Below are 25,693 nucleotides of genomic sequence, written 5' to 3' on the forward strand. Positions count from 1 at the left end.
GTGGTCCGGGTCAGGGTGGCCCGCGTCCCGGTGGCGCCGGTCGTCCGGCCGGCGCCGGTGGTCCGTACCGCGGTGGCCAGGGCGGTGCCCCGGGTACCGGTGGTGGCGGTGCTCCGGGTGCCGGTGGCGCCGCAGCGGGCGGTTTCCGCGGTCGCCCCGGTGGCGGCGGTGGCGGTCGTCCCGGTTCCGGTGGCGGTCGCGGCGGTGCCGCGGGTGCCTTCGGTCGTCCCGGTGGCGCGCCCCGCAAGGGTCGTAAGTCGAAGCGGGCGAAGCGCGCCGAGTACGAGAACATGCAGGCGCCCGTCGCCAACGTGCGGCTCCCGCGCGGCAACGGCGAGGTCATCCGCCTCGCCCGCGGCGCGTCGCTGTCCGACTTCGCCGACAAGATCGGCGCCAACCCGGCTTCGCTGGTGCAGGCGCTGTTCAACCTCGGCGAGATGGTCACCGCGACCCAGTCGGTGAACGAGGAGACCCTCGAGCTCCTCGGCGGCGAGATGAACTACGTGGTGCACGTCGTCTCCCCGGAGGACGAGGACCGCGAGCTGCTCGCCAACTTCGACCTCACCTACGGCGAGGACGAGGGCGACGAGGACGACCTGCAGATCCGTCCGCCGGTCGTGACCGTCATGGGCCACGTCGATCACGGTAAGACCCGACTGCTGGACACCATCCGCCAGGCGAACGTCCGCGAGGGCGAAGCCGGCGGCATCACCCAGCACATCGGCGCCTACCAGGTGCTCACGCACGTCAACGAGCTCGACCGCCTCATCACCTTCATCGATACCCCGGGTCACGAGGCGTTCACCGCCATGCGTGCCCGTGGCGCGAAGGCCACCGACATCGCGATCCTCGTGGTCGCGGCCGACGACGGCGTCATGCCGCAGACGGTGGAGGCCATCAACCACGCGCAGGCCGCCGACGTGCCGATCGTGGTGGCGGTCAACAAGATCGATAAGGAAGGCGCGAATCCGCAGAAGATTCGCCAGCAGCTGACCGAATACGGTCTGGTCGCCGAGGAGTACGGCGGCGAGACCATGTTCGTCGACATCTCGGCCAAGCAGGGCACCAATATCGATTCCCTGCTCGAGGCCGTCGTGCTGACCGCGGACGCCACCCTGGATCTGCGGGCGAACCCGGACATGGACGCGCAGGGTGTGGCCATCGAAGCCCACCTCGACCGCGGTCGTGGCCCGGTTGCCACCGTCCTCATCCAGCGCGGCACCCTGCGCGTCGGTGACTCGATCGTGGCGGGCGACGCCTACGGTCGCGTGCGCCGCATGGTCGACGAGCACGGCGACGACGTCACGGCGGCCATGCCGTCGCGGCCCGTCCAGGTCATCGGTTTCACCTCCGTCCCCGGTGCAGGCGACAACCTGCTCGTGGTCGAGGAAGACCGCATCGCCCGTCAGATCGCGGACCGTCGCAACGCTCGCAAGCGCAACGCCCTGGCCGCGCGCAGCCGCAAGCGCATCTCCCTGGAAGATCTGGATGCCGCCCTGAAGGAGACTTCGGAGCTGAACCTGATCCTCAAGGGCGACAACTCCGGTACCGTCGAGGCCCTCGAAGAGGCGCTGCTCGGTATCGATGTCGGCGACGAGGTGCGACTGCGCGTCATCGACCGCGGTGTCGGTGGCGTCACCGAGACCAACGTCAACCTGGCGTCGGCCTCGAACGCGATCATCATCGGGTTCAACGTCCGTGCCGAGGGCAAGGCGACCGAGCTGGCGAACCGCGAAGGCGTGGACATTCGCTACTACTCGATCATCTACCAGGCGATCGACGAGATCGAGAAGGCCCTCAAGGGTCTGCTCAAGCCGATCTACGAAGAGGTCGAGCTGGGTCGGGCGGAAATCCGCCAGATCTTCCGCTCCTCCAAGTTCGGCAACATCGCCGGTTGCTGGGTCACCTCCGGCTCGGTCAAGCGCAACGCCAAGGCGCGACTGCTGCGTGACAACGTGGTCGTCGCCGAGACCGTCACCATCGCCTCGCTGCGTCGCGAGAAGGATGACGCCACCGAGGTTCGTGAAGGCTACGAATGCGGTATGACGTTGACCTACAACGACATTCGCGAGGGTGACATCGTCGAGGCCTACGAGCTGCGGGAGAAGCCGCGCGACTAGGTCGGACACAGCATTCCTGCCGGGTCCGGAGCGATCCGGATCCGGCAGGGTTGTGCTGACCGCCGGATTTTCCGGCACCCGCCGGATTTTCCGGCACCCACGATCCGACGCACTCGTGCGTACGCCGATTGGGCGCGTCGGTCATACGAGGTAAGTGCGTACGCATTACATGAAAAACGACATGTTCGTCGGAGCGCTCGAGTTCGACATCCTGCTCGGCGATGTGCATTCACTGAAGCAGAAACGCTCCGTGATCCGCCCGGTGTTATCCGAATTGCAGAAATTCGGGGTGAGTGCCGTCGAAGGCGGGGAACACGATCTACACCGGCGGACGTTGCTCGGTGTGGCCATGGTCAGTGCCGGCATGGACCACCTGACCCAGGTACTGGACAAGTGTGAACGGCATGTCGCGGGACGGCCGGAGTTACAGTTGCTGGCGGTACGCCGCCGCGTCTTCGGACCCGAAGACTGAATCAATCCCTGTGAGGAGGGCATGACCATGGTGGATCAGGCCAGGGCACGCCGACTCGCCAAGCGGATCTCCACGATCGTGGCCACGGCCATCGAATACGAGATCAAGGATCCGCGGCTGCGTTTCGTCACCATCACCGACACCAAGATGACCGGTGATCTGCGAGAAGCCACGATTTACTACACGGTGATGGGGGAAACCCTGGACGCCGAACCCGATTACACCGAGGCCGCGGCCGGACTGGAGAAGGCCAAGGGCATTCTCCGTTCCAAGGTCGGCGCGGCCACCGGCGTGAAGTTCACGCCCATCCTCGGTTTCAAGCTGGACACCGTGCCGACGGCCGCCAAGGAGATGGAGGAGCTGCTGGCCCGCGCCCGCGCCGCCGACGCTCGGGTAGCCCAGGTCGCGGTGAATGCGAACTACGCCGGTGACGTCGACCCCTACAAGGCCGCCGACGACGCCGACGACGAAGACTGACCTGCGTTCACGCGTAGCGGGAGGAGACCGCCGGTGACCGAACCGGTCGATCTGTCCGCGGCGGTGTCGACACTCGACACCGCCGTTTCGGTCACGGTGCTGTGCCACGTGCAGCCCGATGCCGACACCATCGGCAGCGGGCTCGCCTTGGCGCAGGTGCTGCGCCGGCGCGGCGTGCCCGTGCAGGTCTCGTTCGCCGAGCCCGCCGAACTACCGGTCTCCATGCGGTCGCTGCCCGGCACCGATCTGCTCGTCCCGGCCGATCGGGTCGCGCGCGAGGTCGACGTGCTGGTCGCGGTGGATTGCGGCAGCGCCGGGCGGCTCGGTTCCCTGAAGGATCGACTCGACGGCGCTCGCGTGTCCCTGGTGCTCGATCATCATCGGTCCAATACCCGCTTCGGCACGGTCAACGTCATCGACGAGGCCGCCGAGTCGACGGCGGGGCTGGTCGCCCGCGTCCTTGACGCCTGGGGCGAACCGATCGATCGCGATATGGCGCACTGCCTCTACGCCGGTCTGGTCACCGACACCGGCTCGTTCAAATGGGCCCGCCCCGGCTCGCACGCGCTGGCCGAACGGTTGCTCGCCACCGGTATCGACGGCCCCGGAATCACCCGCACCCTCATGGACACCCACCCGTTCGCGTGGCTGCCCATGCTGTCGCGGGTGCTGGGGACCGCGCAACTGGATCGCGAGGCCGCCCACGGCGCGGGCCTGGTCTACGTCTTCGTCCGCCGCGCCGACACCGGCGGCGTGCGCTCGGAGGAGGTCGAGAGCGTCGTCGACCTGGTCCGCACCACCTCCGAGGCCCAGGTGGCGGCGGTCTTCAAGGAGGCCAGGAGTTCCGCCGAACACTGGACGGTGTCCCTGCGCTCCCACGAGGCTCCCGACGGTTCCCCCGGCGTGGACGTCTCCAGGGTCGCCACGGTCCTCGGCGGCGGCGGACACCGTTATGCCGCAGGCTATTCCGCGACCGGCGCTCCCGAAGACCTGGTGGCCCGCCTCCGCGCCGAACTCGCCCGCGACTGAACACATCCCGAGCGCGGTGCGCCGGCCGTGTCGCGGTCGGCGTCGCTGCGGCCCGTCGTACCGGCCTGAACTGAGGATCCGGCTTCGGATGTCGCACAGTGATGCGGCGGGCCGCAGCGGGCCGTCCGGCCGCCGTGTGGCCGGTTCGACCGCGGTAGCCGCCGGTCTCCGTTCGCCTTTCGTAGCGGGCCGCGGGATGACCTCTCCGGGATCATGTCGGAAAGAACCGCGTTCGAAGGACTTTCGTGTCGGCGGGCACCGTTCTGTCCGTTCACGGGCCGTCCGGGTGGGTCCGGCGACGCGGTCGACGGGGTACCGACGCCTGTGAATCGGGCAGGGGGCGACGGCGGTCGTGTGGGTCGTCGGCGGTGGGGATGGTCGCTGGGCGCTTTGGCGCGTGGTGCCCTTGACAGGGTGCGGGCGGGCGGTCACCGTGAGGGGTGTTACGCGTAGCTAAGTTAATCGTGCGGGGTGGTGGACCTGTGGCCCGAGGTCGCGGTCCGGTGCGCCGGGCCAGGGAGGTCTTTCGTGGAGCTGGACGTCAAGAAGGCTCGGCGTGAACGGCGGATCGCGGACGCGTTGCAGGACCCGCAGGTGCGGGCGACGCTGGGGGAGCCGGGGATCGTGGCTCGGCTGCGGGAGCCGGGACTCGAGCTCGGGGCGATCGTGGACACGGTGCTGAGCGGGTACGCGGACCGGATCGCGCTCGGGGAGCGGGCCTTCGACGCGGGGGCCGACGGCGACGGGGCGCGGGGGTTGCTGCCGGAATTCCGGACCATCACCTACGGGGAACTCGGGGCACGCGTGCGGGCCCTCGCGGCGGTGTGGGCGCGATCGGGAGCGGTCGGGACGGGTGACTTCGTGTGCACCCTGGGCTTTTCCAGCGCGGACTACGTGACGATCGACCTGGCGTGTGTCCGGCTCGGGGCGGTGGCGGTGCCGCTGCAGGCCGGTGCGCCGGCGGCACAGTGGATGTCGATCCTGGACGAGACGCGGCCGCGGGTGCTGGCCGTCAGCGTGGACGCGCTGGACGCGGCGGTGACGGCCGTGACGACGGGGGTCGCGCCGGGGCGGCTGCTGGTGTTCGATCAGGCGCCGGGGGACCGAACTCACCGTGCCGCTGTCGATTCCGCGCGCACGCGGCTCGCGGACGCGGGCATCGATATCGCGGTGGACCTCCTCGGCGAGATCGTCGAACGCGGCCGGGAGCTGCCCGATGCCCCGGCTCCCGACTTCGGGGACGAGGATCCGCTGTCGCTGCTGATCTACACTTCGGGCAGCACCGGAACGCCCAAGGGCGCCATGTACACCCGGCGGCTGGTTGCGGCGTTCTGGGCGGCGTACGAGCTGCGGGTGCCCGCCATCACGCTCAACTACATGCCGCTGTCGCACGTGGCGGGCAGGCTCACCCTGTACGGGACGCTCGCGCGCGGCGGTGCCGCGTATTTCACCGCGCGCCCGGACATGTCGAGCCTGTTCGAGGACTACGCGCTGGTGCGGCCCACCGAGCTGGTCTTCGTGCCGCGCGTGTGCGAGATGGTGCATCAGCGGCGGCTGGACGCGATCGAACGGCGGGTACTGGCCGGCGACGACCGGCCGGACGCGGTCGAAGCCGTGGAAGCCGAACTGCGCGAACAGGTTTTCGGCGGGCGCTACCTCACCGCGCTGAGCGCGAGCGCGCCCCTGTCGGCCGAATTGAAGGCCGTGCTCGAATCCGCGCTCGAGGTGCAGGTGCACGACGGGTACGGCTCGACCGAGGCCGGGGGCGGGGTGCTCATGGACAACCGGATCAGGCGCCCACCGGTGCTGGACTACCGGCTCGCCGACGTGCCCGAACTGGGCTACTTCGGCACCGACACCCCGCATCCGCGCGGTGAGCTGCTCATCAAGACCACGACGATGTTCCCCGGGTACTACCGGCGACCCGAGATCACGGCGCAGATGTTCGACGACGACGGGTTCTATCGGACCGGTGACGTGGTGGCCGAGCTCGAGCCCGATCACCTGGTGTACGTGGACCGGCGCAACAACGTGCTCAAACTGTCCCAGGGCGAGTTCGTGACTGTGGCGACGGTGGAGGCGGCGCTGGGTGCGAGCGAGCTGATCCGGCAGATCTTCGTGTACGGCAACGGCGAACGGTCGTACCTGCTGGCGGTGATCGTGCCCACCCCGGCCGCCGCCGAGCTCGACCCGATCGAACTGCGTGCGGCACTGGCGGATTCACTACAGCGCTGCGCCACCCGCGCGGAGCTGGAACCGTACGAGCTCCCGCGCGAGTTCCTGATCGAATCCGAGCCCTTCACCCAGGAGAACGGTCTGCTGTCCGGCATCGGGAAACTGTTGCGGCCCAAGCTGACCGAACGCTACGGTGCGCGCCTGGAAGCGCTGTACACGGAATCGGCCCGCCGGCGCGACGACGAACTGCTCGCCCTGCGCCGCACGGTCGCCGACCAGCCCGTCCTGGACACGGTCCGGCGCGCGGCCGGTGCGGTGCTCGGCTGTCCCGCCGCGGAACTGCGGCCGGACGCGCGCTTCGCCGATCTCGGCGGTGACTCGCTCTCCGCGCTGTCGTACTCCTCGCTGCTGGGCGAACTCTTCGGCATCGAGGTCCCGGTGGCGTTGATCGTCGGTCCTACAGCCGATCTGGCCGCCGTCGCCGAATTCGTCGCCGCCGCCGGATATTCGGGGCGGCCCACCGCGCGGACCATCCACGGTCCGGGTGAGAAGCTGCGCGCGGCCGATCTCACGCTCGGCAGGTTCATCGACGCGGACACCCTGCGCGCCGCACCCGGCTGTCCGCCGGTCCCGGCCGGTCCCGCCCGCACGGTGTTGCTGACCGGCGGCAACGGCTACCTGGGCCGCTTCCTGCTCCTGGAATGGCTGGAGCGACTGCGCGATTCGGGCGGCACGCTGATCTGCCTCGTGCGCGGCACGGACGCGGCCGCGGCCCGCGCGCGCCTGGACGCGGTCTTCGCCGGCGGTGATCCCGACCTGGCCCGCACCTACCGCGAGCTGTCGGACGGCAGACTGCGCGTCCTCGCCGGCGATGTCGACGCGCCCTGTCTCGGTCTGCCGGAGGCGGACTGGCGTGCGCTGGCCGCGTCGGTGGATCTGATCGTGCACTCCGCGGCCCTGGTCAATCACGTCCTGCCGTACAGCCAGCTCTTCGGTCCCAACGTCCTGGGCACCGCCGAGGTCATCCGGCTCGCTCTGACCACCCGGCTCACCCCCGTCACCTACCTCTCGACGGTAGCCGTGGGCGCGGGCGCCGACCCGGACCGCTTCACCGAAGACGCCGATATTCGCGAGGTCAGCGCCGTGCGTGTGGTGGACGACAGCTACGCCAACGGGTACGGCAACAGCAAATGGGCCGGCGAGGTGCTGCTGCGCGAGGCACACGACCTGTGCGGGTTGCCCGTGGCGGTCTTTCGCTCGGACATGATCCTGGCGCACTCCCGCTACGTCGGACAGCTCAACCTCCCCGACATCTTCACGCGCCTGCTGCTCAGCATCCTGGCCACCGGGATAGCCCCGAAGTCGTTCTACCGCAGCAGCTCCCGCGGCCTGCGCCCGCACTACGCGGGCCTGCCCGCCGATTTCACCGCCGCCGCCATCACCGCCCTCGGCCCGCACCCCGGCGCCGGCCTGGCCACCTACGACGTCCTGAATCCGCACGACGACGGCATCGCCCTGGACGAATTCGTCACCTGGCTCATGGATTCCGGAGAACGCATCGAGCGCATCGACGACTACGACGAGTGGCTGACCCGATTCGAATCGGCCCTGCGTGCGCTACCGGATCGCCTGCGCCGCCACTCGGTGCTGCCCCTCCTGCACGCCTACCGCCACCGAACGCCCCCGGTCGACCTGACCGCGACCGCTACTCGTTTCCGCGCCGCGGTCCGCGCCGCCGGACTCACCCCCGACGCCGACATCCCGCACCTGACTCCCGCGTTGATCACCAAGTACGCCGCCGACCTTCGCGTCCTCGGCCTGCTGTAGACCCGGGGCCGGGTCGGTGTTCACCCGCGGGAGCGGCGAGTCAGGAGGCCGACTATCCAGCCGACGGCGAAGGTGATCAGCAGCACCAGCCACATCGGGGAGGTGATGGTCACGAGCAGGAACTCGATGTCCACCCGGTTGCGGTTCTCGGCGATGAACAACACCGCCAACACGGTCAGGACGATGGCCAGCCACTGGTTCAACGAGATCCGGCTCAGCGCAGAGGGTTTCGCGGGTTCGGTCACGGACGGCCTCCTCGGGGACGCCGACGCGACAGTGTGCGGTCACGAAATGAGTGCACGGACGGTGCCTGCGCCGGCAGGCGGGCGGACGCGTTCGAGCGTAACCCGGGCACTCGTGGATGGCTGATTATTAGCCAACCTGTGACATCTGCTCGAATGCATGACGGTTTATTGCCGGGTGGGCGGGGCCGAATGGACTGTCGGCTGCGACCGGTTCGGGAAGATCGGTGGTGTTCACCGGTGCGCTGCCATCGTTGATGACGGCCTGACCCGGGTGTCGTCGAGCGGGGCCTGCGAATCCGGATGACTCGCCGAAATGTTTGCTGAATGAGTGCTAGCGTCTGCTGTATCTATCTCTTCGAAGTTCGCAGCCATGGAACGTCGACTCGAAGGAGCAATGAGATGTTTGCAGGAATCGGTCGCGTGGCGGCGGTCACCGCCATGGCGGTTCCACTGGTCGCCTTCGCGGCGCCCGCCGCGTTCGCCGACCAGCCCGTGTCGTCCGCCGCCGAGCAGCCCGCGGGTTCGAGGACGGACCTGCCGTTGCGTACGAACGCGGACGCCCCCTACATCTGGATCAACATCTGTGTCCACATCCCGACTCCGGGATCCGCCACCCTGGACTGGTGCTGGGGCTTCTGAGTCGTCGCGTCGTGGGCGTCGATCGTGTGCGCCCACGCGCGAATCGTGCTCGGCCCTCGACGAATTCGATCTCCGGGAAGCACCACATCCACGTTGGCGAAAGGAGCATCGCATGAGGTATCCCGCACGCGTCGCCATCGGCGCGGCGCTCGCCACGGGCACACTGCTCACGGGCGGAGTGGGTCACGCCCAGCCCGGCGAGTCGCCGGCCCCCGAGTGCACCGTGCCCGATCAGGCGGTCGGCAAATTCCTGATTCTGCGCGGCAACTCTCCATCGGTGCCGCTGGCGCCGGCCAGTGACTTCTCCATGGTGGTGGCCCGTTTCCCCACCGCCGATTCGATGCAGTACATGGTGGTCGGCACCGGAATCTGGCACGACGGCACCTACACCTACACGGTGCCCGAACCCGGCCGCGCGGTCCTGGACGCCACGCAGACCGATACGGGCCAGCCGATCAGTTACTCGCTGTCGCTGCGGTGTAGCGACAACATGTCGGGCAACTTCACGGTCGGCGACTCGGAGCCGAGCCCCGATCGCACCGCGACCTACATGTTCCAGAACATGCGGCCCTGAAACCCGCCGTCGGCGGCGGACCCGCCGCCGACGCCCGGTCCCTCGCCGGAGGCGCTCGAACACGCCGTGGAACAAGGGATTCGGCGACAGGTGAGGTGGCGGGGACCGGACCGACGCGGGGTGCGAAGTTTTCGGAGGGGGCGGGGCCGCCGGACGGGTGTGCGATGGTGGGGGCATGCGGGAGGACGAGGGCGGCCGGTCGGTGGCGGAGCGGGGGCGGGAGGCGGCGCAGGCGGGGCCGCGCCGGATCCTCGGGATCGCGGTCCCGACGCTGGGGGTACTGGTCGCGGAGCCGATCTATCTGCTGTTCGACATGGCGGTGGTGGGGCGGCTGGGGGCTTTGGCGCTGGCGGGGCTGGCGGTGGGGGGTTTGATTCTGGCGCAGGTCAGTTCGCAGTTGACGTTCCTGAGTTACGGGACCACCGCGCGGGCGGCGCGGCGGCACGGGGCGGGTGACGAGCGCGGGGCCGTGGGGGAGGGGGTGCAGGCCAGCTGGATCGCGGTGGGAGTCGGGGCGGCGATCGTGGCGCTCCTGCAGGGGTTCGCGGGGCCGGTCACGCGGGCCATCTCGGGCGGGGGCGACATCGCGGGGGAGGCGCTGCCATGGCTGCGGATCGCGCTGTTCGGGGTGCCGTTGATTCTGCTGTCCATGGCCGGGAACGGGTGGATGCGCGGGGTGCAGGAGACCCGGCGTCCGCTGCTGTACGTCGTTGCGGGACTGGGACTTTCCGCGGTGTTGTGCCCGGTGCTGGTGCACGGGCTGCTGGGGGCGCCGCGGTGGGAGCTGGCGGGGTCGGCGGTGGCCAATGTGATCGGCCAGACGGTCACCGCGCTGCTGTTCGTGGCGGCGCTGGTGCGCACCCGGGCGCCGCTGGCCCCGCACATCGAGATCATGAAGGCGCAATTGGTGCTCGGCCGCGACCTGATCGCGCGCAGCCTGGCCTTCCAGGCCTGCTTCATCTCCGCCGCCGCCGTGGCCGCCCGGTTCGGGGCGGCGTCGGTCGCCGCCCACCAGCTGGTGCTCCAGCTCTGGAACTTCCTGGCCCTGACTCTGGATTCGCTCGCCATCGCCGCCCAGACCCTGGTCGGCGCCGCACTCGGGGCCGGGAACGTCCGGGGCGCACAGGGTTTGGCGCGCCGGATCACCGCCTGGTCGACGGCGTTCGCGGCGGCTCTCGCGCTGATCTTCGCGGCCGGTTACTCGATCATCCCGCGCCTGTTCACCGACGACCCCTCGGTCCTGGAACGTACCCATGTGGCCTGGTGGTTCTTCGTCGGCATCATCCCGCTCGCGGGTGTGGTCTTCGCCCTCGACGGCGTTCTGCTCGGCGCGGGCGACGCCGCGTTCCTGCGCAACGCCACCCTGGGCGCGGCCCTGCTCGGCTTCCTTCCGCCGATCTGGCTATCGCTGGCCAATGATTGGGGCATCGCCGGAATCTGGTCGGGCCTGGTCATTTTCATGGTCCTGCGGTTGGCCGCGGTCTCCTGGCGCGCCCTGTCCGGCCGCTGGGCCCGCGCGGGCGCGGAGGTCCCGCGGACGCTGGCCTGACACCGGCGGGCGATCCCGACCTCGCCCCGTTCCCGTGCGGAACCGTGTACCGCCGATCCGCGCGTCAGCCGTCCTCGGCCGCCCGGGCGGCGAGATTGGCCGCGACCTCGGCCTGCCAGTTCTCGTTGGCGTGCGTGGTGTCGACCTCGAACTCGAAGCGCGCCGTCATATCCGGGGTGATGTCGGCGACGTCCACGTAGAACTGCTCGTACCAGCGCCGGTGCTGATACACCGGCCCGTCCTCCTGGGTCAGCAGGGGATTGTCGATGCGGGTCTTGTGCTTCCAGATCTCCACGTCCTGCAGGAAGCCGACGCCGAAGCTCTTGCCGAACGCCCCGGCCAGCTTCTTCGACTTCTCCGGCGGCAGGCCCTCGATGCGCTGCACGCTGACGCCCCACTGCAGCATGAACGAATTGTGTGTGACCGGATAGTGGCAGTTGATGAGCGCCACCTCCACCGTGTTCTCGCCGAAGTCGTTGTGCAGATAGTTGATCATGTACGACGGCCCGAAATACGAAGCCTCCGAGCGCAGCAACTGCATCTCGGTCGAGTAATTCGAGGACGTGTGCACATCCGGGCGGCCCTTGGAATGCAGAAACTGCGTTGCCACATGTCCTTCGAACACATTCTTGAAGAACACCGGGTACGCGTAGTGGATATAGAAGAAGTGCGCCATATCCACGTTGTTGTCGATGATTTCCCGGCAGTGCGCGCCCTCGATGAGCAGCGAGTTCCAGTTCCAGTCGCTCCACCGGTCGGTGCCCATGCCCTCGATGTGCGGGATGGCGACCTCGGGCGGCGGCTTGTTGCCCTCCGGGTCGTTCCAGACGAAGAACTGCCCGTTCTCCTCGCAGGTGATCCAGGACCGGGTCCTGGCCAGCGGCGGCACCCGGCGCGCGTAGGGGATCGCGTCGCATTTACCGTCGCCGCGCCAGCGCCAGTCGTGGAACGGGCAGGCGATGGTGTCGCCCTTCACGCTGCCGTAGCTGAGGTCCGCGCCCATGTGGCGGCAGTAACCGTCCAGCGCGTTGAGTTTTCCGGTGCTGTCGGCCCAGATGACGAGCTTGGTGCCGAAGGCGTTGATGGAATGTGGTTCCCCGTCACGGAAACTCTCCGCCAACCCCAGGCAGTGCCAACCGCGCGCGAAGCGCGTCATCGGCTGACCGACATCAATGGTCCGAACGTGCGCGGAGCCTGTCATTCCCCGAGATTAAGCATGTTCGCTTAAATAGACAAGGCTTGATTTCGGGCTCGCGGTGATCGGACCCGAGTTCGCGGCGGCGGCCCGCTCCGATCAGGCTTCGGGTTCCCGGTACCGGCGCACAACGACTTTCGCCGTGCGCAGCAGTCGATCGGCCACGGCCAGTCCCGGTTCGATGACCGCGGCCACGGTCCGGTCCTCGGTCGCGGTCACCGCGGCGGTCACGTCCATGGCCTCCATGGTCAGGGCGTCGAACGCGGTGCCGGAGGCCGGTTCCACGATGCGCCCGCCGCGACCGGCGACCAGGCGCTCCACCCGCGCGGCGAAGGCGTCGAAGGCCGCGCGCTCGGTGTCGGACTCCGCGGTGGCGGCGCAGGTGCGGGCATCGCCGTGCAGCGCGAAAAGCTCAACCAGCAGCGGCACGTCCGCCCCGGCCCGCTCGCGCCGGTCCCGGGCCTTGGCGTCGTCGGCCAGGCGCTCGATGGTCCCGGCCTGGCGGGCGATCACCCGGGCCAGATCGTCGACGCGTTCGTTGATGCTCGCCACCGCGGGCTCGATCCCGGCGGGCTCGATCGGTGCGGCGGGCGGTGCGAGATCGACCGGAAGCTGCACGGGAAACTGATCGGTGGTGGGTTCGGTTGCGCTGTCGGAATTCCCGGTCACAGCGGCGGGTTCGGTCATGCTCGAAACCTTAATCCCGGGCGTCACCGGTGACTGCTACGATCGCCGCCATGGGGGTCTTCGGTATTGACCTGGGCACAACGAATTCGGCTATCGCGCGGATCGACGCTGACGGCCGTCCTGATGTCCTGATCGGCATGAACGGGGAGCCCACGGTTCCCTCGGTGGTCCTGTTCGCCTCCGCGAACGATCATGTGGTGGGTGAGGGCGCGCGCCGGCAGGCCCGCCTCGATCCCGAACACGTGTGCGCGCTGGTCAAACGGCGCATGGGTGACGCGGATTGGCGCTTCGTCGCCCACGGGCAGACCTGGTCCGCGCCCGCGGTCTCCTCGCTGATCCTCAAGAGCCTGGCCGCCGACGCCGAGTTCGGCGGCGGCGAAACCGTCTCGCGCGTGGTCATCACCGTGCCCGCCTACTTCGGCGACGAGGAGCGGCGCGCCACCATTCAGGCGGGCACCTACGCCGGATTCGATGTGGCGGGCGTGCTGTCCGAGCCCATCGCCGCGGCCCTGTCCTACGGGTTCGGCCGGCTCGACGGCAGCATCGACATCGGCAAGGGCGGCCCGCGCGAAACCGTCATGGTCTACGACCTGGGCGGCGGCACCTTCGACGCCACCGTCATCGAACTGTCCGACCGCCGCATCGCGGTGCTGTCCGTCGAGGGCGATCACCAGCTCGGCGGGGCCGACTGGGACGAGCGCATCGCCCTGCACCTGTCCCAGCAGTTCTGCGCCGCCAACCCCGACGCCGAGGATCCCCTCGACGATTCGGCCGGTTCGCAGATGCTGGTGCTGGCCGCCGAGCGCGCCAAGATCGAGCTCACCGACGCCGAGAGCACCGAGGTCGTGGTGGCGCACGACGGCGTGCGCGCCGTCATCACCCTGACTCGCGCCGAGGTCGAGGCCATGACGGCCTCGCTCATGCGCCGCACGGTCGATCTCACCCGGGCGTGCCTGGCCGCGGCCGGCCAGCGCGGGGTGCACAAGGTGGACAGGCTGCTGCTGGTCGGCGGCTCCTCGCGCATGCCCATGGTGGCGCGGGAGCTGCAACGCGAACTCGGCCTCGTCGGCGAACTCCGCGACCCGGATCTCTCGGTGGCCCGCGGCGCGGCGCTGTACGGGGAGAAGCTGGAGATGGAACGCCTCGTCCTGGCCGACCTGGTGACCCGCGGCCGGCTGCGCGACGGTTCGGAACTGGGCGAAGCCGACCCCCGGGAACTGGAACAGTCCCTGGCGCGGGTCGCGGCCTCGTTCGGGCAGCCGGTGGCGCTGGTGCGGCGCATGCTCGAGATCCAGGTCGACACCGTGGTCTCGCGCGGCTTCGGCGTGCTCGCCCTGGACCCGTACAACGGGCTGGCCGCGAGCTGGCTGGTGCATCGCAATCAGACGCTGCCCATCAAGGTGCGGCGGTCGTACGGCACCGTGCGCACCGATCAGGATCAGATCGAGCTGACGATCGTCGAACAGCAGGGCCAGGCCGCCTCCACCCGCCCCGAGGATTCGAAGATCTTGGTGGAGGGCAAGATTCGCGATATCCCGCCCGGGTACGAGGCGGGCAGCGAAGTGCGGGTCACCTTCGAGATGGGTTTCGACGGCGTCCTGCACGTCACCGCCTACCACGTGGACGCCAAGATGCCGCTGGTGCTCTCGGTGCAGACCGGGGCCACGCTGTCCCAGGCCGACGTGGCGCGGGAACTGGATCAGTTGCAGCGCACCCGCCGCCGGGCCGTCTGAACGAAAAACCATGCACGCCTTCGATCCCAATGACTACCGCAAACGTGTGCTGGCCGCGGTGGAGCGCCGCGGCGGCGTCGACGCCTCCGATCCCTTCGAGCTGTACGACATTCCGCTCGACGAAGCCGAACAGCTCACCGACGCCCAGGTCGGCGCCCGCGTGGACGAGGTCTGGGCTTTCTGGCAGAAGCAGCGCGATCATCCCAAGTACCGGGTGCTGGTCGGGTTGCTCGTCGATGGGCACGAGGAGTGCTCCGAGCCGCTGCTGAGCGCCGCGTCGCGGCGCGTGGAGGCCGAACGGGTGCGCCGCACCCGGGACCGGCGCGACTCCGAGCGGTACGAGATGCTCGACAGCGCCATCGAACGACTCGTGCAGCGGCACGGGGGAATTCCGGTCGGCAAGATCGCCGGGCTGGAGGATCTCGGCAAGCTCGGCGGCTTGGATTCGAAGGAGATCGAAGCGCGTCTGCGGCGGCATCGCCGGATCGAGGATGCCGCGGCGCCCGCTCCGGCCGCGCGCACCAGTGAGATCAGTACTCAACGGCGGCAACAGATTCGCAAGCTGCTCGCCGAGTACGAGCGGCTGCTGCCGGGTGATCCGGTGCCGACGCTGCTGGTGCTGCTTCGCCTGGATTTCACCAAGGCGCACGAGACCAGCGAGATTCGCCTGCGCGCCGAGGCGCTGCGCAGCCGCACCAGGGAACTGCCGCCGGGGCGCATTCGCGTGGTGCTGGACGAGTTGCTGGTGCACATCAGCGATGTGCTCGAGGCGGGCGGCGACATCGTCGACGACTACCTGGCGGCCATCGTCGAGGATGTGACCGAGACGCTGCGCCCGCAGGTTCGGGCCGCGGTGCTGGTCGAAGACCATTTGGTGGCGGGCGATTTCGAATACCTCGTGGGTGAGGCCATCACCGCCGGACTGGACCGGATCGCCGCCGAGACGGTGATCATCGGGTTGGTGACCGAGCTCGGGACGACCGTGGAGGGTCGCGAGCGGGGTGTGGATTCGATTCCGGGACACCGGGGTTCGGGAAATCGAGGTTCGGCGAATCGGACCTCGGGCGCCGCGTCCGGATCCGCCGCGGGCACGAGCGCCGGCGGCGGTTCCTCGCGCTACACCCATCCGGGGCGCGGCGCGGGCTCGCCCGCGCGCACCCCCGTCACCCCCGCGAGCGGCAGAACGCCCACCGGCCCGCCCGTTCGGGCCTGGGAGGCGCCGCTCAAGGCCGCTCGCGCCGCCCTGCGCGCGGGCCGCCCGTTCGAGGCGTCGCAGCGGGTGGACGAGGCCAAGCTCGCCGTGGGCGGCGACAGCGCCGGGAACACCGCGGTGCGGCCCGTCGCCGAGGAAGTGGACCGCGTGCTGGCCGAGGCCGCCCTGCGCTGGCGTTCGGCCGCCTCCGGCTGCGACGGCCGCCGCTACGTCGATGCCCTCGAACATCTCGAGTTCCTCAGTGGCAAGGCCGCCGACGTCCCCAATCCGGACGGTCGCGGCCCCCGGCTCGAACAGCTCCTGGCCCAGGCCCGCAACGCGATGTCCGAGGCCGACCGGCTGTTCGCCGCCGCTCCCGCCGCTCCGGCCGCCGCTCGCATGCGCGCCCTGCTGTCGGTCCTGGACCTGTGCGCCGATCACACCGGCGCGACCGCGGCCCTGGCCGAGCTGCCGGTCGATGCTCCCGGCAAGGTCTCCGCGACGCGCAAACCCGACGGCACCGTTGTCGTCGCCTGGTCGCCGTCGGTGACCGAACAGGTCGAATACCGCGTCACCCGTTTGCAATCCGACGGTTCCTGGCGCGTGGTCGGCCGCACCCGCACCACCGCCCTGGAGGACGGCGGCGCGAGCACCGGCCCGGTACCCGTCTACGGGGTGGTCGCCTCGATCTCGGGCCGCGCCTCGGCGGTGAGCCGCTCCGACGGCCCGGCCGCCGAGCCGGACCGTTCCGCGGCCGGAGCGGCGACGTCGAACTTCGGCGGTGCCACCGGAGCGATGCCGCGGACCACCGACGCGTCCGGCGCCGCGGCGCGGACGACGGGATCCCATCCCGATGCCGCGTCCTCCGGCCCGCGTTCCGGCGGATTCGACGCCGCCGCGGCGCGCGGCCCGGCGGTCTCCGACACCCCGAGCGGCATGCCCGCGGTGCGCGGCCTGACCGCGAACGCCGGTCTGCTGACCTTCGAGTGGCCCGCCGGAATCACCGAGGTCATGGTGGTGGCCCGCGCCGACGCGCCGCCCACCGACCCGGACGATCCGGCCGCCGCGCGCAAGTGGAAGGTCACCAACACCCGCTACCAGATCGACGGCGGCGCGAAGCTCCCCGCCGACGTCCCCCGCCCCTGCCACATCGGCGTCGCCTCCTGCCGCCGCGAGCCGACCGGAACCCTCACGGTGGCAGCCGGATTCGCCCCCGCCGCGCGAATCCACGTCACCGGCTGATCTACCTCGGGCCGGTGCGCGACGCCGGTCAGCTGTTCGCGCGGCGCGATCTCGACCCGGGCTTGCGCTGTCCTGCGTGTCGGGGCGGTCCTGCCGCACGTGTGCGGCTGCCGATTCTTCGCCGGTGCGGTGTGTGACCTGCCCGGATCGGGTGGCCGCCGAGCGAGGATCGGTGTGTGACGGTCCCTGCGCGCAGGGACCGGGCCCAGGCGTGGGAATCTGTTCGGGATCGGTGCTGTTGCTGCGAGGACCGTTCGTGAACAGGAAGGCGGAGCTGGGTGATTCCGAAACTGGTTGCGGTGAGCGACATCCATGTCGGTCATCAGGGCAACAAGCCGGTGGTCGAGGGTATTCGCGCGGACTCACCCGAGGACTGGCTCATTCTCGCCGGGGACGTGGGGGAGAAGACCGACGACTTCCGGTGGGCGCTGGAGACGCTGCGCAAGCAGTTCGCCAAGGTGATCTGGGTGCCGGGCAATCACGAATTGTGGACCACCGCAAAGGATCCCGTGCAGATGCACGGCGCCGGGCGGTACGACTACCTGGTCTCGATCTGCCGCGACGTGGACGTGCTGACACCCGAGGACCCGTTCCCGGTGTGGACCGGCGCGGGCGCGGAGGAATTCGGCGGCGCGGTCACCCTGGTCCCGATGTTCCTGCTCTACGACTACTCCTGGCTGCCCGAGGGCGCCGTCACCAAGGCGGCGGGCCTGGCGCTGGCCCGGGAACGCAACGTCGTGGCCACCGACGAGTTCCTGCTCTCGTCCGAGCCGTACCTGACCCGCGACGCCTGGTGTCACGCGCGCGTGCAGTACACCAAACGCCGCCTGGACGCCCTGCCCGCGGACACCCCCGTGGTGCTGATCAACCACTTCCCGCTGCTGCGCGAACCCACCGACATGCTCTGGTACCCGGAGTTCGCCCTGTGGTGCGGTACGGACCTGACCGCCGACTGGCACACCAGCTACAACGTGGTCTGCTCGATCTACGGCCACCTGCACATCCCCCGCACGACCTACTACGACGGCGTGCGCCACGAGGAGGTCTCCCTCGGCTACCCGCGCGAATGGCAGCGCCGCGGCCTCCCCGAGCAGCTGCTGCGCCAGATCCTGCCGGTCCCGGACTACGGCGACACCCTGAACGAATGGGGCGGCCACTTCAAGATCACCCCCGAGATGGCCGAAGCCGCCGCCAAGATGCGCGAACAGGCCCAGCGCCGCCGCGGCATGGCCTGATCAGCGCCCGGCGCACGACCGCTGCCGGGAGACATCGAGTCCGTGTTCGCCGGGTGGCGTCTTCGCCGCCGCCGCCCGGGCGGGCTGGTGCGCCGGTCGGTCGATTGCCGAAAGTTGGTTACCGGGTGAAGGATTTGTAGTCCTCGGGGACCACGCGGTTCAGTCGCCGCCGTCTTCGCCGCGCACGATCGGGTCGTGGACGCGGGCCGCGCCATCGGCGTGCAGCCCTGCCGCTCTCGCGTGTATCGCTCACGGTCGAACACCGCGCGGCGTCCGGCCGCGTCGACGGGGACGGACGTGCTGTGAGTCGGGGGCGTTGCGGTGGTGTTGCCATCCGGTGTGGGGTCGTGCGCATCCCCTGATCCGCGGTGATGATGGGGGCATGCGGGATGTGCTTGCGGAGCTGATCGACCGGGCCTCGGCGGGTCCGGTCGTGCTCGCGCGCGTGGTGGGGGTGACCGGGGCCGGGCCGCGCGCGGTCGGTGCGAGCATGGTGGTCACCGGGGACGGGGAGGTCGTCGGGTCGCTGTCGGGTGGCTGTGTGGAGTCGGCGGTGGTCGAGTCGGCGGCCATGGTCCTCGCGGACGGGATCGCGGTGCTCGAGCGATTCGGGATCGCGGACCCGGACGGGATGGCGATCGGGCTGACCTGTGGCGGGGAGATGGAGATCTTTCTCGAACGGGTCGATCGCACGCGGCTGGGGATGCTCACGGCGCTGGTGCGGGAGATCGACGCGGGCCGGGCGGTGGCGCTGCTGACTTCGCTTGCGGGCGAACCCGATTGGCGACTGCTGCTGGATATCGGCGCTGGGGGACCCATCACCGGCGAGCCGGCCGCCGACGCGCGCGGGGGCCGCCCATCCGAGTCCACGGCTGCCGACGGCGTCCACGATGGCATGCGGCCCGGTCCGGACACCGCGTCGGCCGCCGTGCCACGGGACGCGGTGAAGATGGCGCGGGCCGGGCGGACCGGGACCATCGGGTCGGACGAATGCGAGGGCGGGGACCTGCCGCGCCGCGCGTTCGTGCACAGTTTCGGACCGCCCGCGCGCATGATCCTGGCGGGGGCCAACGACTTCGTGCGGGCGCTGAGCAGGCTCGGGAGTCAGCTGGGATACCGCGTCACGGTGGTGGACGCGCGCGAAACCTTCACCACCGCGGCGCGATTCCCGGCGGCGGCCGAGGTCGTCGTGGACTGGCCGCACAGATACCTGCGCGCGGAGCACGAGGGCGGGCGGATCGACGCGCGCACCGTGGTGCTGGTGCTCACCCACGACGCCAAGTTCGATGTGCCGCTGCTCGTCGAGGCGCTCGGCCTCGCCGAACTCGCCTTCGTCGGCGCGCTGGGCTCGCGGCGCACGCACGCCGACCGCCTGGCCCGGCTCGTCGCGGCGGGCGTCACGCCGGATCGCCTGGCGCGCTTGCGAAGTCCGGTCGGCCTGGATCTCAACGCCACCACCCCCGACGAGACGGCGGTCTCGATCGTCGCGCAGATCATCGCCGAGGCGGGCCGCGGGTCGGGGCGTCCGCTCGGGCCGCTGGACGGTCCCATCCATCGCTGAGCGTCACCGGGCGGGCCGGTAGGCTCGTCCGGGCAAGTAGCGGTGCGATCAGGAGGCGGTCATCGAAGAGCGGGCAGTCGCGGCGGAATCGGCGCGCATTCTCGGCAGGATCCTGCCCTCGGGCGTCGCGTCCGCCGAGCTGGTGGTGTATCCGGAGGATCTGAAGCCGCACCCGAGCGAAGAGCACCTCATCGCCAAGGCGGTGGAGAAGCGCCGGCGCGATTTCATCGGCGCACGGCACTGCGCCCGCCAGGCCCTGACCCAGCTCGGTGAACCCGCCGTGGCCATCGGCAAGGGCGAGGACGGCGGCCCGCTGTGGCCGCGCGGGGTCGTCGGCAGCCTCACCCACACCGACGGTTACAAGGCCGCGGCGCTGGGCCACAGCCTGCGTTTCCGTTCCATCGGCATCGACGCCGAACCGCACGCCGCCCTGCCGGACGGCGTGCTGGACTCGGTCAGTCTGCCCGCCGAACGCGCCTGGTTGAAGGCGGCGCTGCAGGCCACCGATCTGCACCTGGATCGACTGCTGTTCTGCGCCAAGGAAGCCACCTACAAGGCGTGGCGCCCGCTCACCGGCCGCTGGCTGGGCTTCGAGGACGCGCACATCAGCTTCACCGTCGACGACGAGAACGCGGACGGCGGCGCGGGCTCCTTCCACAGCGAACTGCTCATCCCCGGGCACACCACCGACGGCGGTGCGGCCCTGAAGACGTTCGACGGCCGCTGGGCGATCACGGACGGCCTCATCCTCACCGCGATCGTGGAGGCCTGATGGGCGAGCGCAAGCCCCCGCTCGTCGACGCGCTCGGCGGGCTGCTGATCGTGGACAAGGACGGCGGCTGGACCAGTCACGACGTGGTGGCCAAGAGCCGAAGGTTGTTGCGCACCAAGAAGGTCGGCCACGCGGGCACTCTCGACCCGATGGCCACCGGGGTCCTGGTGCTCGGCGTGGAACGCGCGACCAAGATCCTGGGCCAGCTCATCCTGACCACCAAGGCGTACACCGCCACCATTCGCCTGGGCCAGTCGACGATCACCGACGACGCCGAGGGCGAGGTCACCGTGACCACCCCGGCCGCGCATCTGACCGACGCCGAGATCGCCGCGCGCGTAGCGGAATTGACCGGCGACATCCAGCAGGTGCCCGCGACCGTCAGCGCCATCAAGGTCAACGGTGAGCGCGCCTACGCTCGCGTCCGCGCCGGCGAGGATGTCCAGCTCGCCGCCCGCCCGGTCACCGTGAGCCGCTTCGACATCGTGGAACGCCGCGACATCGACACCGGCACTGAACAATTCGTGGACCTCGACGTGGAGGTGGAGTGCTCCTCCGGCACCTACATCCGAGCCCTGGCCCGCGACCTCGGTGAAAAGCTCGGCGTAGGCGGCCATCTCACCGCCCTGCGCCGCACCCGCGTAGGCCCGTTCACCCTGGAACACGCCCGCACCCTGGCCACCCTGGAAGCCGCCGCCGAGGCCGAGGAACCCCTCCTGAGCCTCGACATAGATGCTGCCGTCCGCACCGCCTTCCCGCTGCGCGAGGTCCAGGACACCCAGGTGGCCGACCTCCGCAACGGCCGCTGGCTGGACCCGGTGGGTATCCCCGGCGTCTACGCCGCCGTGGACGCGTCCGGCAACGCCATAGCCCTCCTCCAGGAAAGCGGCAAACGAGCCTCCTCGGTAATGGTGGTCCGCCCCGCCAACCTCTGACGGGCTCCCGCTACCCGCCCCGGGTAGCGACGCGGTCAGGATGGCCCGGTGGCCGGCCGGGGGTGTTCGACGCCCGCGCACCAGACCCGGGTCAGGGTGCGGGTGGCGCGGATGTCGGTCAGGGGGTTGGCGGCGAGCAGGATCAGGTCCGCGCGGGCGCCGGGGGTGATCGTGCCGCGGTCGCGGAGGTCGAAGTGGTCGGCGGGCAGGGTGGTTGCCGCGTGCAGGGCCTGGGTGGGGGTCAGGCCGGCCGCCACCAGGAGTTCGAGTTCGTGGTGCAGGGACGTGCCGTGTTCGGGGTGGAAGGGCACGCCGGGTTCGGTGTTGGCGTCGGTGCCGGCCAGGACGGGGACGCCCGCGGCGTGCAGGTTCGCCACCGTGGCGAGGATGCGTTCGAGGCCGCCGGGGATGCCGACGCGGGCCGCTATGCCTTCCATCATGGTCAGGGTCGGGATCACGATGCGGCCCAGTTCGGCTGTGCGCGTGGCGTCTTCGGGGGAGACGACGGCGTCCAGGGGGACATGGGTGAGCACGTCGACGCCGGTGTCCAGGGCCAGGCGGTAGGCGCTGACCGTGGTCGCGTGAGCCACCACGCGCAGGCCGCGGGCGTGGGCCGCGGCGACCACGGCCGTGGCGGTCTCCGCGTCCGGGCCACCGCCGCCGGGCGCCTCGAGCATGATCTTGATGTAGTCCGAGCCGCCCGCCACCCGGTCGGCGATCACCGCGACGGCCTGATCGGGGCCGGTGATGACGGCGGCCTCGGCCAGCCCGCGCAGTTTCGAATGCGGCCCGCCCGGGCCGATGACCGGCGTCCCGGAACTGCGAATGTCGCTGCCGCCCGGTTCCTTTCGCAGCGCCGCCACGCGATCGGGCGGAAACGTGGTCATATCCAAGCCGGTGGTGACCCCGTGGTCGGCGAGCCGGAGCAGCGACTCCGTGCCAGCGGTGTGAATATGCGCGTCGATGAATCCGGGCAGCAGGAACGCGCCGCCCGCGTCCACGATCTCCGCGCCCGTCGCGTCGCCGCCGAGCACCGCCCCGTCGATCACGACCGTGGTCGGCGCGGTCATCCCCGTCCCGTCGAAGACCCGGACATTCGTCAGCGCCGTCACCCGCGGATTGTCGAAGCTCATAGTCGTTCCCCTCCTACCGTGCTGTGCGGCAATCCATTACGCCGCGATTTCACCCTAGGTGCACGGTCGGAGCCGCGCCGTTCCCGCTGCTGACGCGCGCCCGGCGCACCCGCTCGCGCCGCGCCGGCTCCGCGGGGGCTCTGTGACATGGCGCTAGGGTGTGCTGCCGGTCTGCTCGGCGCGCAGCGGCTCGATGGCCCCGAGCAGCGCGCCCACGCAGATGTCGCGCAGCACGGGGCGCGGGCAGGTGGGGGTTTCGAGCCACTCCACCGTCAGGACCCGCACGAAGGTCAGCCAGCTCATCAGGACCGTCGACATCAGTTGGCGGGCCGGTCCTTCCGCGCCGAGCGCGTCCAGCAGCCGTTCGCGCAGCTCGCTCAGTTCGCCGGTGATGATCGACTGGATCGTCGGATCGGCCGCCAGCAGCCGGTTGGCCACGATCACCGTGCGGGCGTTGGCCTCGAAGTAGTCGAAGTGCACGTCCAGCCCGGCGGTGAGCTGCTCGGTGAACGGCAGCGCGGGATCCAGGGTCGTGTCCACCAGCAACTGCGCGGTGGCCTGCCGGTACACGGCCGCGAAAAGGTCCGGCTTGCCGGGGAAGTGGCGGTACAGCAGCGCCCGCGAGACCCCGGCGGCCGCCGCCACGTCCTCCATCAGCACCGTCGGATAGTCGCGCTCGGCGAACAGCTCCGCGGCCGCGTCGACGAGCAGGCGGCGGCGTTCCTCGGGCGGCAGGCGGCGGCGGGTCATCGCGCCAGCTTAGTTGACGCGTGTCTACTAGCGTCGTAGCCTCAACTAGTAGACGTGCGTCTACTAAGAACGCCGCGTCCACCCCAGACCCGGAGGTTCGCATGAATGCAACGGCCGAAATCAGTACGAACGACACCGCGCCCGCCCGGTCGCACGCCGCGCTCCGGTGGATGAGCCTGATCGTGGGATACGCTTGCGTGGCAATCGGACTGGCGCACCTGCTTCTCGGCGAAGCGGCCGTGCCGGACATGGGCGCGGCCGCCGCCACCCCGGACAGCCAGAGCCGCTTCTTCGGTGCGATCTTCGTGGGCTACGGCCTGGCCTGGATCTGGTCGGTCCGCGGCCCGATCATCGACACCCGGGCCGTGCGCTGGCTGGCCGGAATCTTCCTGCTGGGCGCACTGGGACGTTTCATCTCGATGGCCGTGCACGGCTGGCCGCACCCGTTCATCCTGGTGCTGACCGCACTGGAAGTGCTGATCCCGCCGCTGTTCATCTGGCTCGCGGTCCTCGAGCAGCGCCGGGTGGCGACCACCCCGATCGGACGATAGGAACCGTTGTGCGACCCCCGGTGCCGACGAACCGCGGCGGTTCCGGCCCGCGTCCCCGCCGCGCGTCACTCCGCGAGCCAACGCTATCGGAGCCAATGGAATTGGGGGCACCGGCCGCGTTGCGCCACCAACGTCCCGCCGAGATAACTCGGTATGAAGAGCTATGGCACGCGAATTGTTCAGTCGGCGTTCGCTATCGGAGTGGTGCTCGCGGCCGCGGCGTGTGAACCGGACACCGGCAGCGGACCGACGGTGGTCAGCACCCCGCCCGATTCGACCCCATCGGCCTGCGCGGCAGCGACCATCGTCAAGGATCTGAAGATCGACGAGTGGCAGCGCGACGCCGAGGCCACCGTCACCGATTGCAACGGCGAGTGGGCGTTCATCAGCTGGGATTCTCCCGGCGACAACGCCCGCATCGTCTACCGCGCGGCCTCGAAATGGGCCGACTACGTGCGCTTCCCGCACGACAGGTGCTGGAGCGAGGCGAGCGCCGCCGGCGCCCCGGCGACCCTGCAGAAGTACTTCCAGTCCTGCTGACCCGCTGGACCGCGTCCGTCCGCCGGGGCGCGTCCGTCGACGCGCCCCGCGGCCCCGGCGTGGCGTGCCCGATTCCCCGCGTTAGCGGTGTACGCGCGATCACACCCCTGCATCATGTTCTTGACCGTGATCGGACGAGTGTCCCTGTCGGAAAGGGGTATTGCCGAGGTAATTCCGGGTCCCCGGACCGGCGACGGACCGGCATCGGGGGCGGCTCCAAGGACGGTGCGAATGTACGTTTCCCGAGTTGTACTGACAGTGCTCGCTCTCGGTGTCGTGGTGGCCGCCACGGCCTGCGGCACCACGGACCCGCCGTCGAGTGACGGCACGACGTCGGTGACCGTCACCGAGACGGCCCCGTCGAGCCCGCCCGGCTCCGACGCGCCGACGACGCCGGGAGCGCCCGGCGCTCCGGCCACCTCCTCGCTCACGGTCTCCAAGACCACCGGCCCGCCGGGCGGCCAGCCCACCACCCCGGCCAACGGCGCGGTCGCCATCCGCACCGCGACCCTGACCGATGTCGCGATTCCCTATGTGCCCGTACACCTGCGGCTCTATCGCCCGTGCGATCCCGCCACCCACGACCTGCCCGAGGGCACCCCGGAATCCCAGCGCTGGGACGCGGTGACCGACATCAACGGCCAGGCCGTGTTCTCGGTTCCGGTGGGCTGCTACCGGTTCGGCATGGATGCCCCGGCCGGCACCAACCCGGTGCCCGAGGGCCTGCACACCCTGTTCGTGGAGACGGCGGGGCAGGTGGTGAACGGCCGCTTGCGATTCCAGGATCCGGCGCCGCAACCGCTGTGCGCGTCGCAGACCATCGTGCACGATCTGGCGGTGGAGGACGCGCTGAAGAAGGCGACCCCGACCGTCACCGACTGCGACGGCTTCTGGGCCGTGATCTCCTGGAACGTCCCGGGCGACAGTCAGCGAATCGTGCACCGCGGCGCGGACTTCGGCTGGAAGAACTACGTGACGTTCCCGCACAAGGTCTGCCTCGACAAGGCCAAGACGGACGGGGTGCCCGCCCCGTTGCACAAGTACTTCCAACCCTGCTGAT

Annotated in this window: 22 protein-coding genes; 17 read left to right on the forward strand and 5 right to left on the reverse strand. The window is 70.1% G+C overall.

Annotated features, from left to right (window positions below; genetic code table 11):
- From infB to car, 5 genes are all read left to right on the forward strand, one after another.
- Window positions 1-2,120, forward strand: a 2,120-nt coding sequence (gene infB / locus ABZ319_RS30335; protein WP_354989936.1) for a translation initiation factor IF-2, incomplete at its 5' end; no start/stop codon positions are given.
- A gap of 181 nt (window positions 2,121-2,301) precedes the next feature.
- The gene (locus ABZ319_RS30340; protein ID WP_354989937.1) at window positions 2,302-2,592 is read left to right on the forward strand and encodes a DUF503 domain-containing protein; all 291 of its coding nucleotides are present in this window, start codon (window positions 2,302-2,304) and stop codon (window positions 2,590-2,592) included.
- Between the two features lie 27 nt (window positions 2,593-2,619).
- Window positions 2,620-3,069: a 30S ribosome-binding factor RbfA gene (gene rbfA / locus ABZ319_RS30345; protein ID WP_354989960.1), complete on the forward strand. Its 450-nt coding sequence runs from the start codon at window positions 2,620-2,622 to the stop codon at window positions 3,067-3,069.
- Window positions 3,070-3,102: 33 nt separating this feature from the next.
- Window positions 3,103-4,098, forward strand: coding sequence for a bifunctional oligoribonuclease/PAP phosphatase NrnA (locus ABZ319_RS30350; RefSeq protein ID WP_354989938.1), 996 nt, complete (start codon window positions 3,103-3,105; stop codon window positions 4,096-4,098).
- Between the two features lie 528 nt (window positions 4,099-4,626).
- The gene (car, locus tag ABZ319_RS30355) at window positions 4,627-8,100 is read left to right on the forward strand and encodes a carboxylic acid reductase (RefSeq protein ID WP_354989939.1); all 3,474 of its coding nucleotides are present in this window, start codon (window positions 4,627-4,629) and stop codon (window positions 8,098-8,100) included.
- A 20-nt stretch (window positions 8,101-8,120) separates the two neighbouring features.
- Here the strand turns inward: car and ABZ319_RS30360 are convergent, their stop codons facing one another.
- The gene (locus tag ABZ319_RS30360; RefSeq protein WP_354989940.1) at window positions 8,121-8,345 is read right to left on the reverse strand and encodes a hypothetical protein; all 225 of its coding nucleotides are present in this window, start codon (window positions 8,343-8,345) and stop codon (window positions 8,121-8,123) included.
- 399 nt (window positions 8,346-8,744) lie between these two features.
- Here ABZ319_RS30360 and ABZ319_RS30365 point away from each other — a divergent pair, with 399 nt between their 5' ends.
- The 3 genes from ABZ319_RS30365 to ABZ319_RS30375 all read left to right on the forward strand — a co-directional run bounded on the left by ABZ319_RS30365 (window position 8,745) and on the right by ABZ319_RS30375 (window position 11,107).
- Entirely contained in the window at window positions 8,745-8,984 is a 240-nt protein-coding gene (locus ABZ319_RS30365) for a hypothetical protein (protein WP_354989941.1), read from the forward strand.
- A 112-nt stretch (window positions 8,985-9,096) separates the two neighbouring features.
- Complete coding sequence (locus ABZ319_RS30370; protein ID WP_354989942.1) at window positions 9,097-9,558, forward strand: hypothetical protein; 462 nt, start codon at window positions 9,097-9,099, stop codon at window positions 9,556-9,558.
- Window positions 9,559-9,733: 175 nt separating this feature from the next.
- Complete coding sequence (locus tag ABZ319_RS30375; RefSeq protein WP_354989943.1) at window positions 9,734-11,107, forward strand: MATE family efflux transporter; 1,374 nt, start codon at window positions 9,734-9,736, stop codon at window positions 11,105-11,107.
- Window positions 11,108-11,171: 64 nt separating this feature from the next.
- Here ABZ319_RS30375 and ABZ319_RS30380 read toward each other — a convergent pair whose 3' ends face one another.
- Both ABZ319_RS30380 and grpE read right to left on the reverse strand, forming a co-directional pair.
- A complete protein-coding gene (locus ABZ319_RS30380; RefSeq protein WP_354989944.1) occupies window positions 11,172-12,308 on the reverse strand; it encodes a Rieske 2Fe-2S domain-containing protein in 1,137 nt (378 codons plus the stop codon).
- A 93-nt stretch (window positions 12,309-12,401) separates the two neighbouring features.
- Window positions 12,402-12,989, reverse strand: coding sequence for a nucleotide exchange factor GrpE (gene grpE / locus ABZ319_RS30385; protein ID WP_354989945.1), 588 nt, complete (start codon window positions 12,987-12,989; stop codon window positions 12,402-12,404).
- Window positions 12,990-13,039: 50 nt separating this feature from the next.
- On the opposite strand from grpE, the gene ABZ319_RS30390 reads away from it, so the two are divergent.
- The 6 genes from ABZ319_RS30390 (at window position 13,040) to truB (ending at window position 21,659) form a co-directional block, all read left to right on the forward strand.
- On the forward strand, window positions 13,040-14,722 hold the full coding sequence (locus ABZ319_RS30390; RefSeq protein WP_354989961.1) for an Hsp70 family protein: 1,683 nt from the start codon (window positions 13,040-13,042) through the stop codon (window positions 14,720-14,722).
- Between the two features lie 10 nt (window positions 14,723-14,732).
- Window positions 14,733-17,156 (forward strand): Ig-like domain repeat protein, encoded by a 2,424-nt coding sequence (locus ABZ319_RS30395; protein ID WP_354989946.1) that lies wholly within the window; start codon window positions 14,733-14,735, stop codon window positions 17,154-17,156.
- A 278-nt stretch (window positions 17,157-17,434) separates the two neighbouring features.
- Window positions 17,435-18,391 carry a metallophosphoesterase gene (locus tag ABZ319_RS30400; protein ID WP_354989947.1) on the forward strand — a complete coding sequence of 319 codons (957 nt, stop codon included), beginning with the start codon at window positions 17,435-17,437 and terminating at the stop codon, window positions 18,389-18,391.
- 382 nt (window positions 18,392-18,773) lie between these two features.
- Window positions 18,774-19,952 (forward strand): XdhC family protein, encoded by a 1,179-nt coding sequence (locus tag ABZ319_RS30405; protein WP_354989948.1) that lies wholly within the window; start codon window positions 18,774-18,776, stop codon window positions 19,950-19,952.
- A gap of 97 nt (window positions 19,953-20,049) precedes the next feature.
- Window positions 20,050-20,724, forward strand: a complete 675-nt coding sequence (gene npt, locus ABZ319_RS30410) for a 4'-phosphopantetheinyl transferase Npt (protein ID WP_354989962.1) — start codon at window positions 20,050-20,052, stop codon at window positions 20,722-20,724.
- The gene (truB, locus tag ABZ319_RS30415; RefSeq protein ID WP_354989949.1) at window positions 20,724-21,659 is read left to right on the forward strand and encodes a tRNA pseudouridine(55) synthase TruB; all 936 of its coding nucleotides are present in this window, start codon (window positions 20,724-20,726) and stop codon (window positions 21,657-21,659) included. The genes npt and truB overlap by 1 nt, the downstream gene beginning before the upstream one ends.
- 35 nt (window positions 21,660-21,694) lie before the next feature.
- Here truB and ABZ319_RS30420 read toward each other — a convergent pair whose 3' ends face one another.
- Together ABZ319_RS30420 and ABZ319_RS30425 are read right to left on the reverse strand one after the other, a co-directional pair.
- The gene (locus ABZ319_RS30420) at window positions 21,695-22,792 is read right to left on the reverse strand and encodes an amidohydrolase family protein (protein WP_354989950.1); all 1,098 of its coding nucleotides are present in this window, start codon (window positions 22,790-22,792) and stop codon (window positions 21,695-21,697) included.
- A gap of 153 nt (window positions 22,793-22,945) precedes the next feature.
- The gene (locus tag ABZ319_RS30425; RefSeq protein WP_354989951.1) at window positions 22,946-23,542 is read right to left on the reverse strand and encodes a helix-turn-helix domain-containing protein; all 597 of its coding nucleotides are present in this window, start codon (window positions 23,540-23,542) and stop codon (window positions 22,946-22,948) included.
- Window positions 23,543-23,712: 170 nt separating this feature from the next.
- On the opposite strand from ABZ319_RS30425, the gene ABZ319_RS30430 reads away from it, so the two are divergent.
- The 3 genes from ABZ319_RS30430 (at window position 23,713) to ABZ319_RS30440 (ending at window position 25,692) form a co-directional block, all read left to right on the forward strand.
- On the forward strand, window positions 23,713-24,093 hold the full coding sequence (locus ABZ319_RS30430; RefSeq protein WP_354989963.1) for a DUF4345 domain-containing protein: 381 nt from the start codon (window positions 23,713-23,715) through the stop codon (window positions 24,091-24,093).
- Between the two features lie 153 nt (window positions 24,094-24,246).
- Window positions 24,247-24,633, forward strand: coding sequence for a hypothetical protein (locus tag ABZ319_RS30435; RefSeq protein WP_354989952.1), 387 nt, complete (start codon window positions 24,247-24,249; stop codon window positions 24,631-24,633).
- Window positions 24,634-24,864: 231 nt separating this feature from the next.
- Window positions 24,865-25,692: a hypothetical protein gene (locus tag ABZ319_RS30440; RefSeq protein WP_354989953.1), complete on the forward strand. Its 828-nt coding sequence runs from the start codon at window positions 24,865-24,867 to the stop codon at window positions 25,690-25,692.
- Window position 25,693 lies beyond the last annotated feature (1 nt).

Source organism: Nocardia sp. NPDC005978, assembly GCF_040614455.1.
Lineage (GTDB): Bacteria > Actinomycetota > Actinomycetes > Mycobacteriales > Mycobacteriaceae > Nocardia.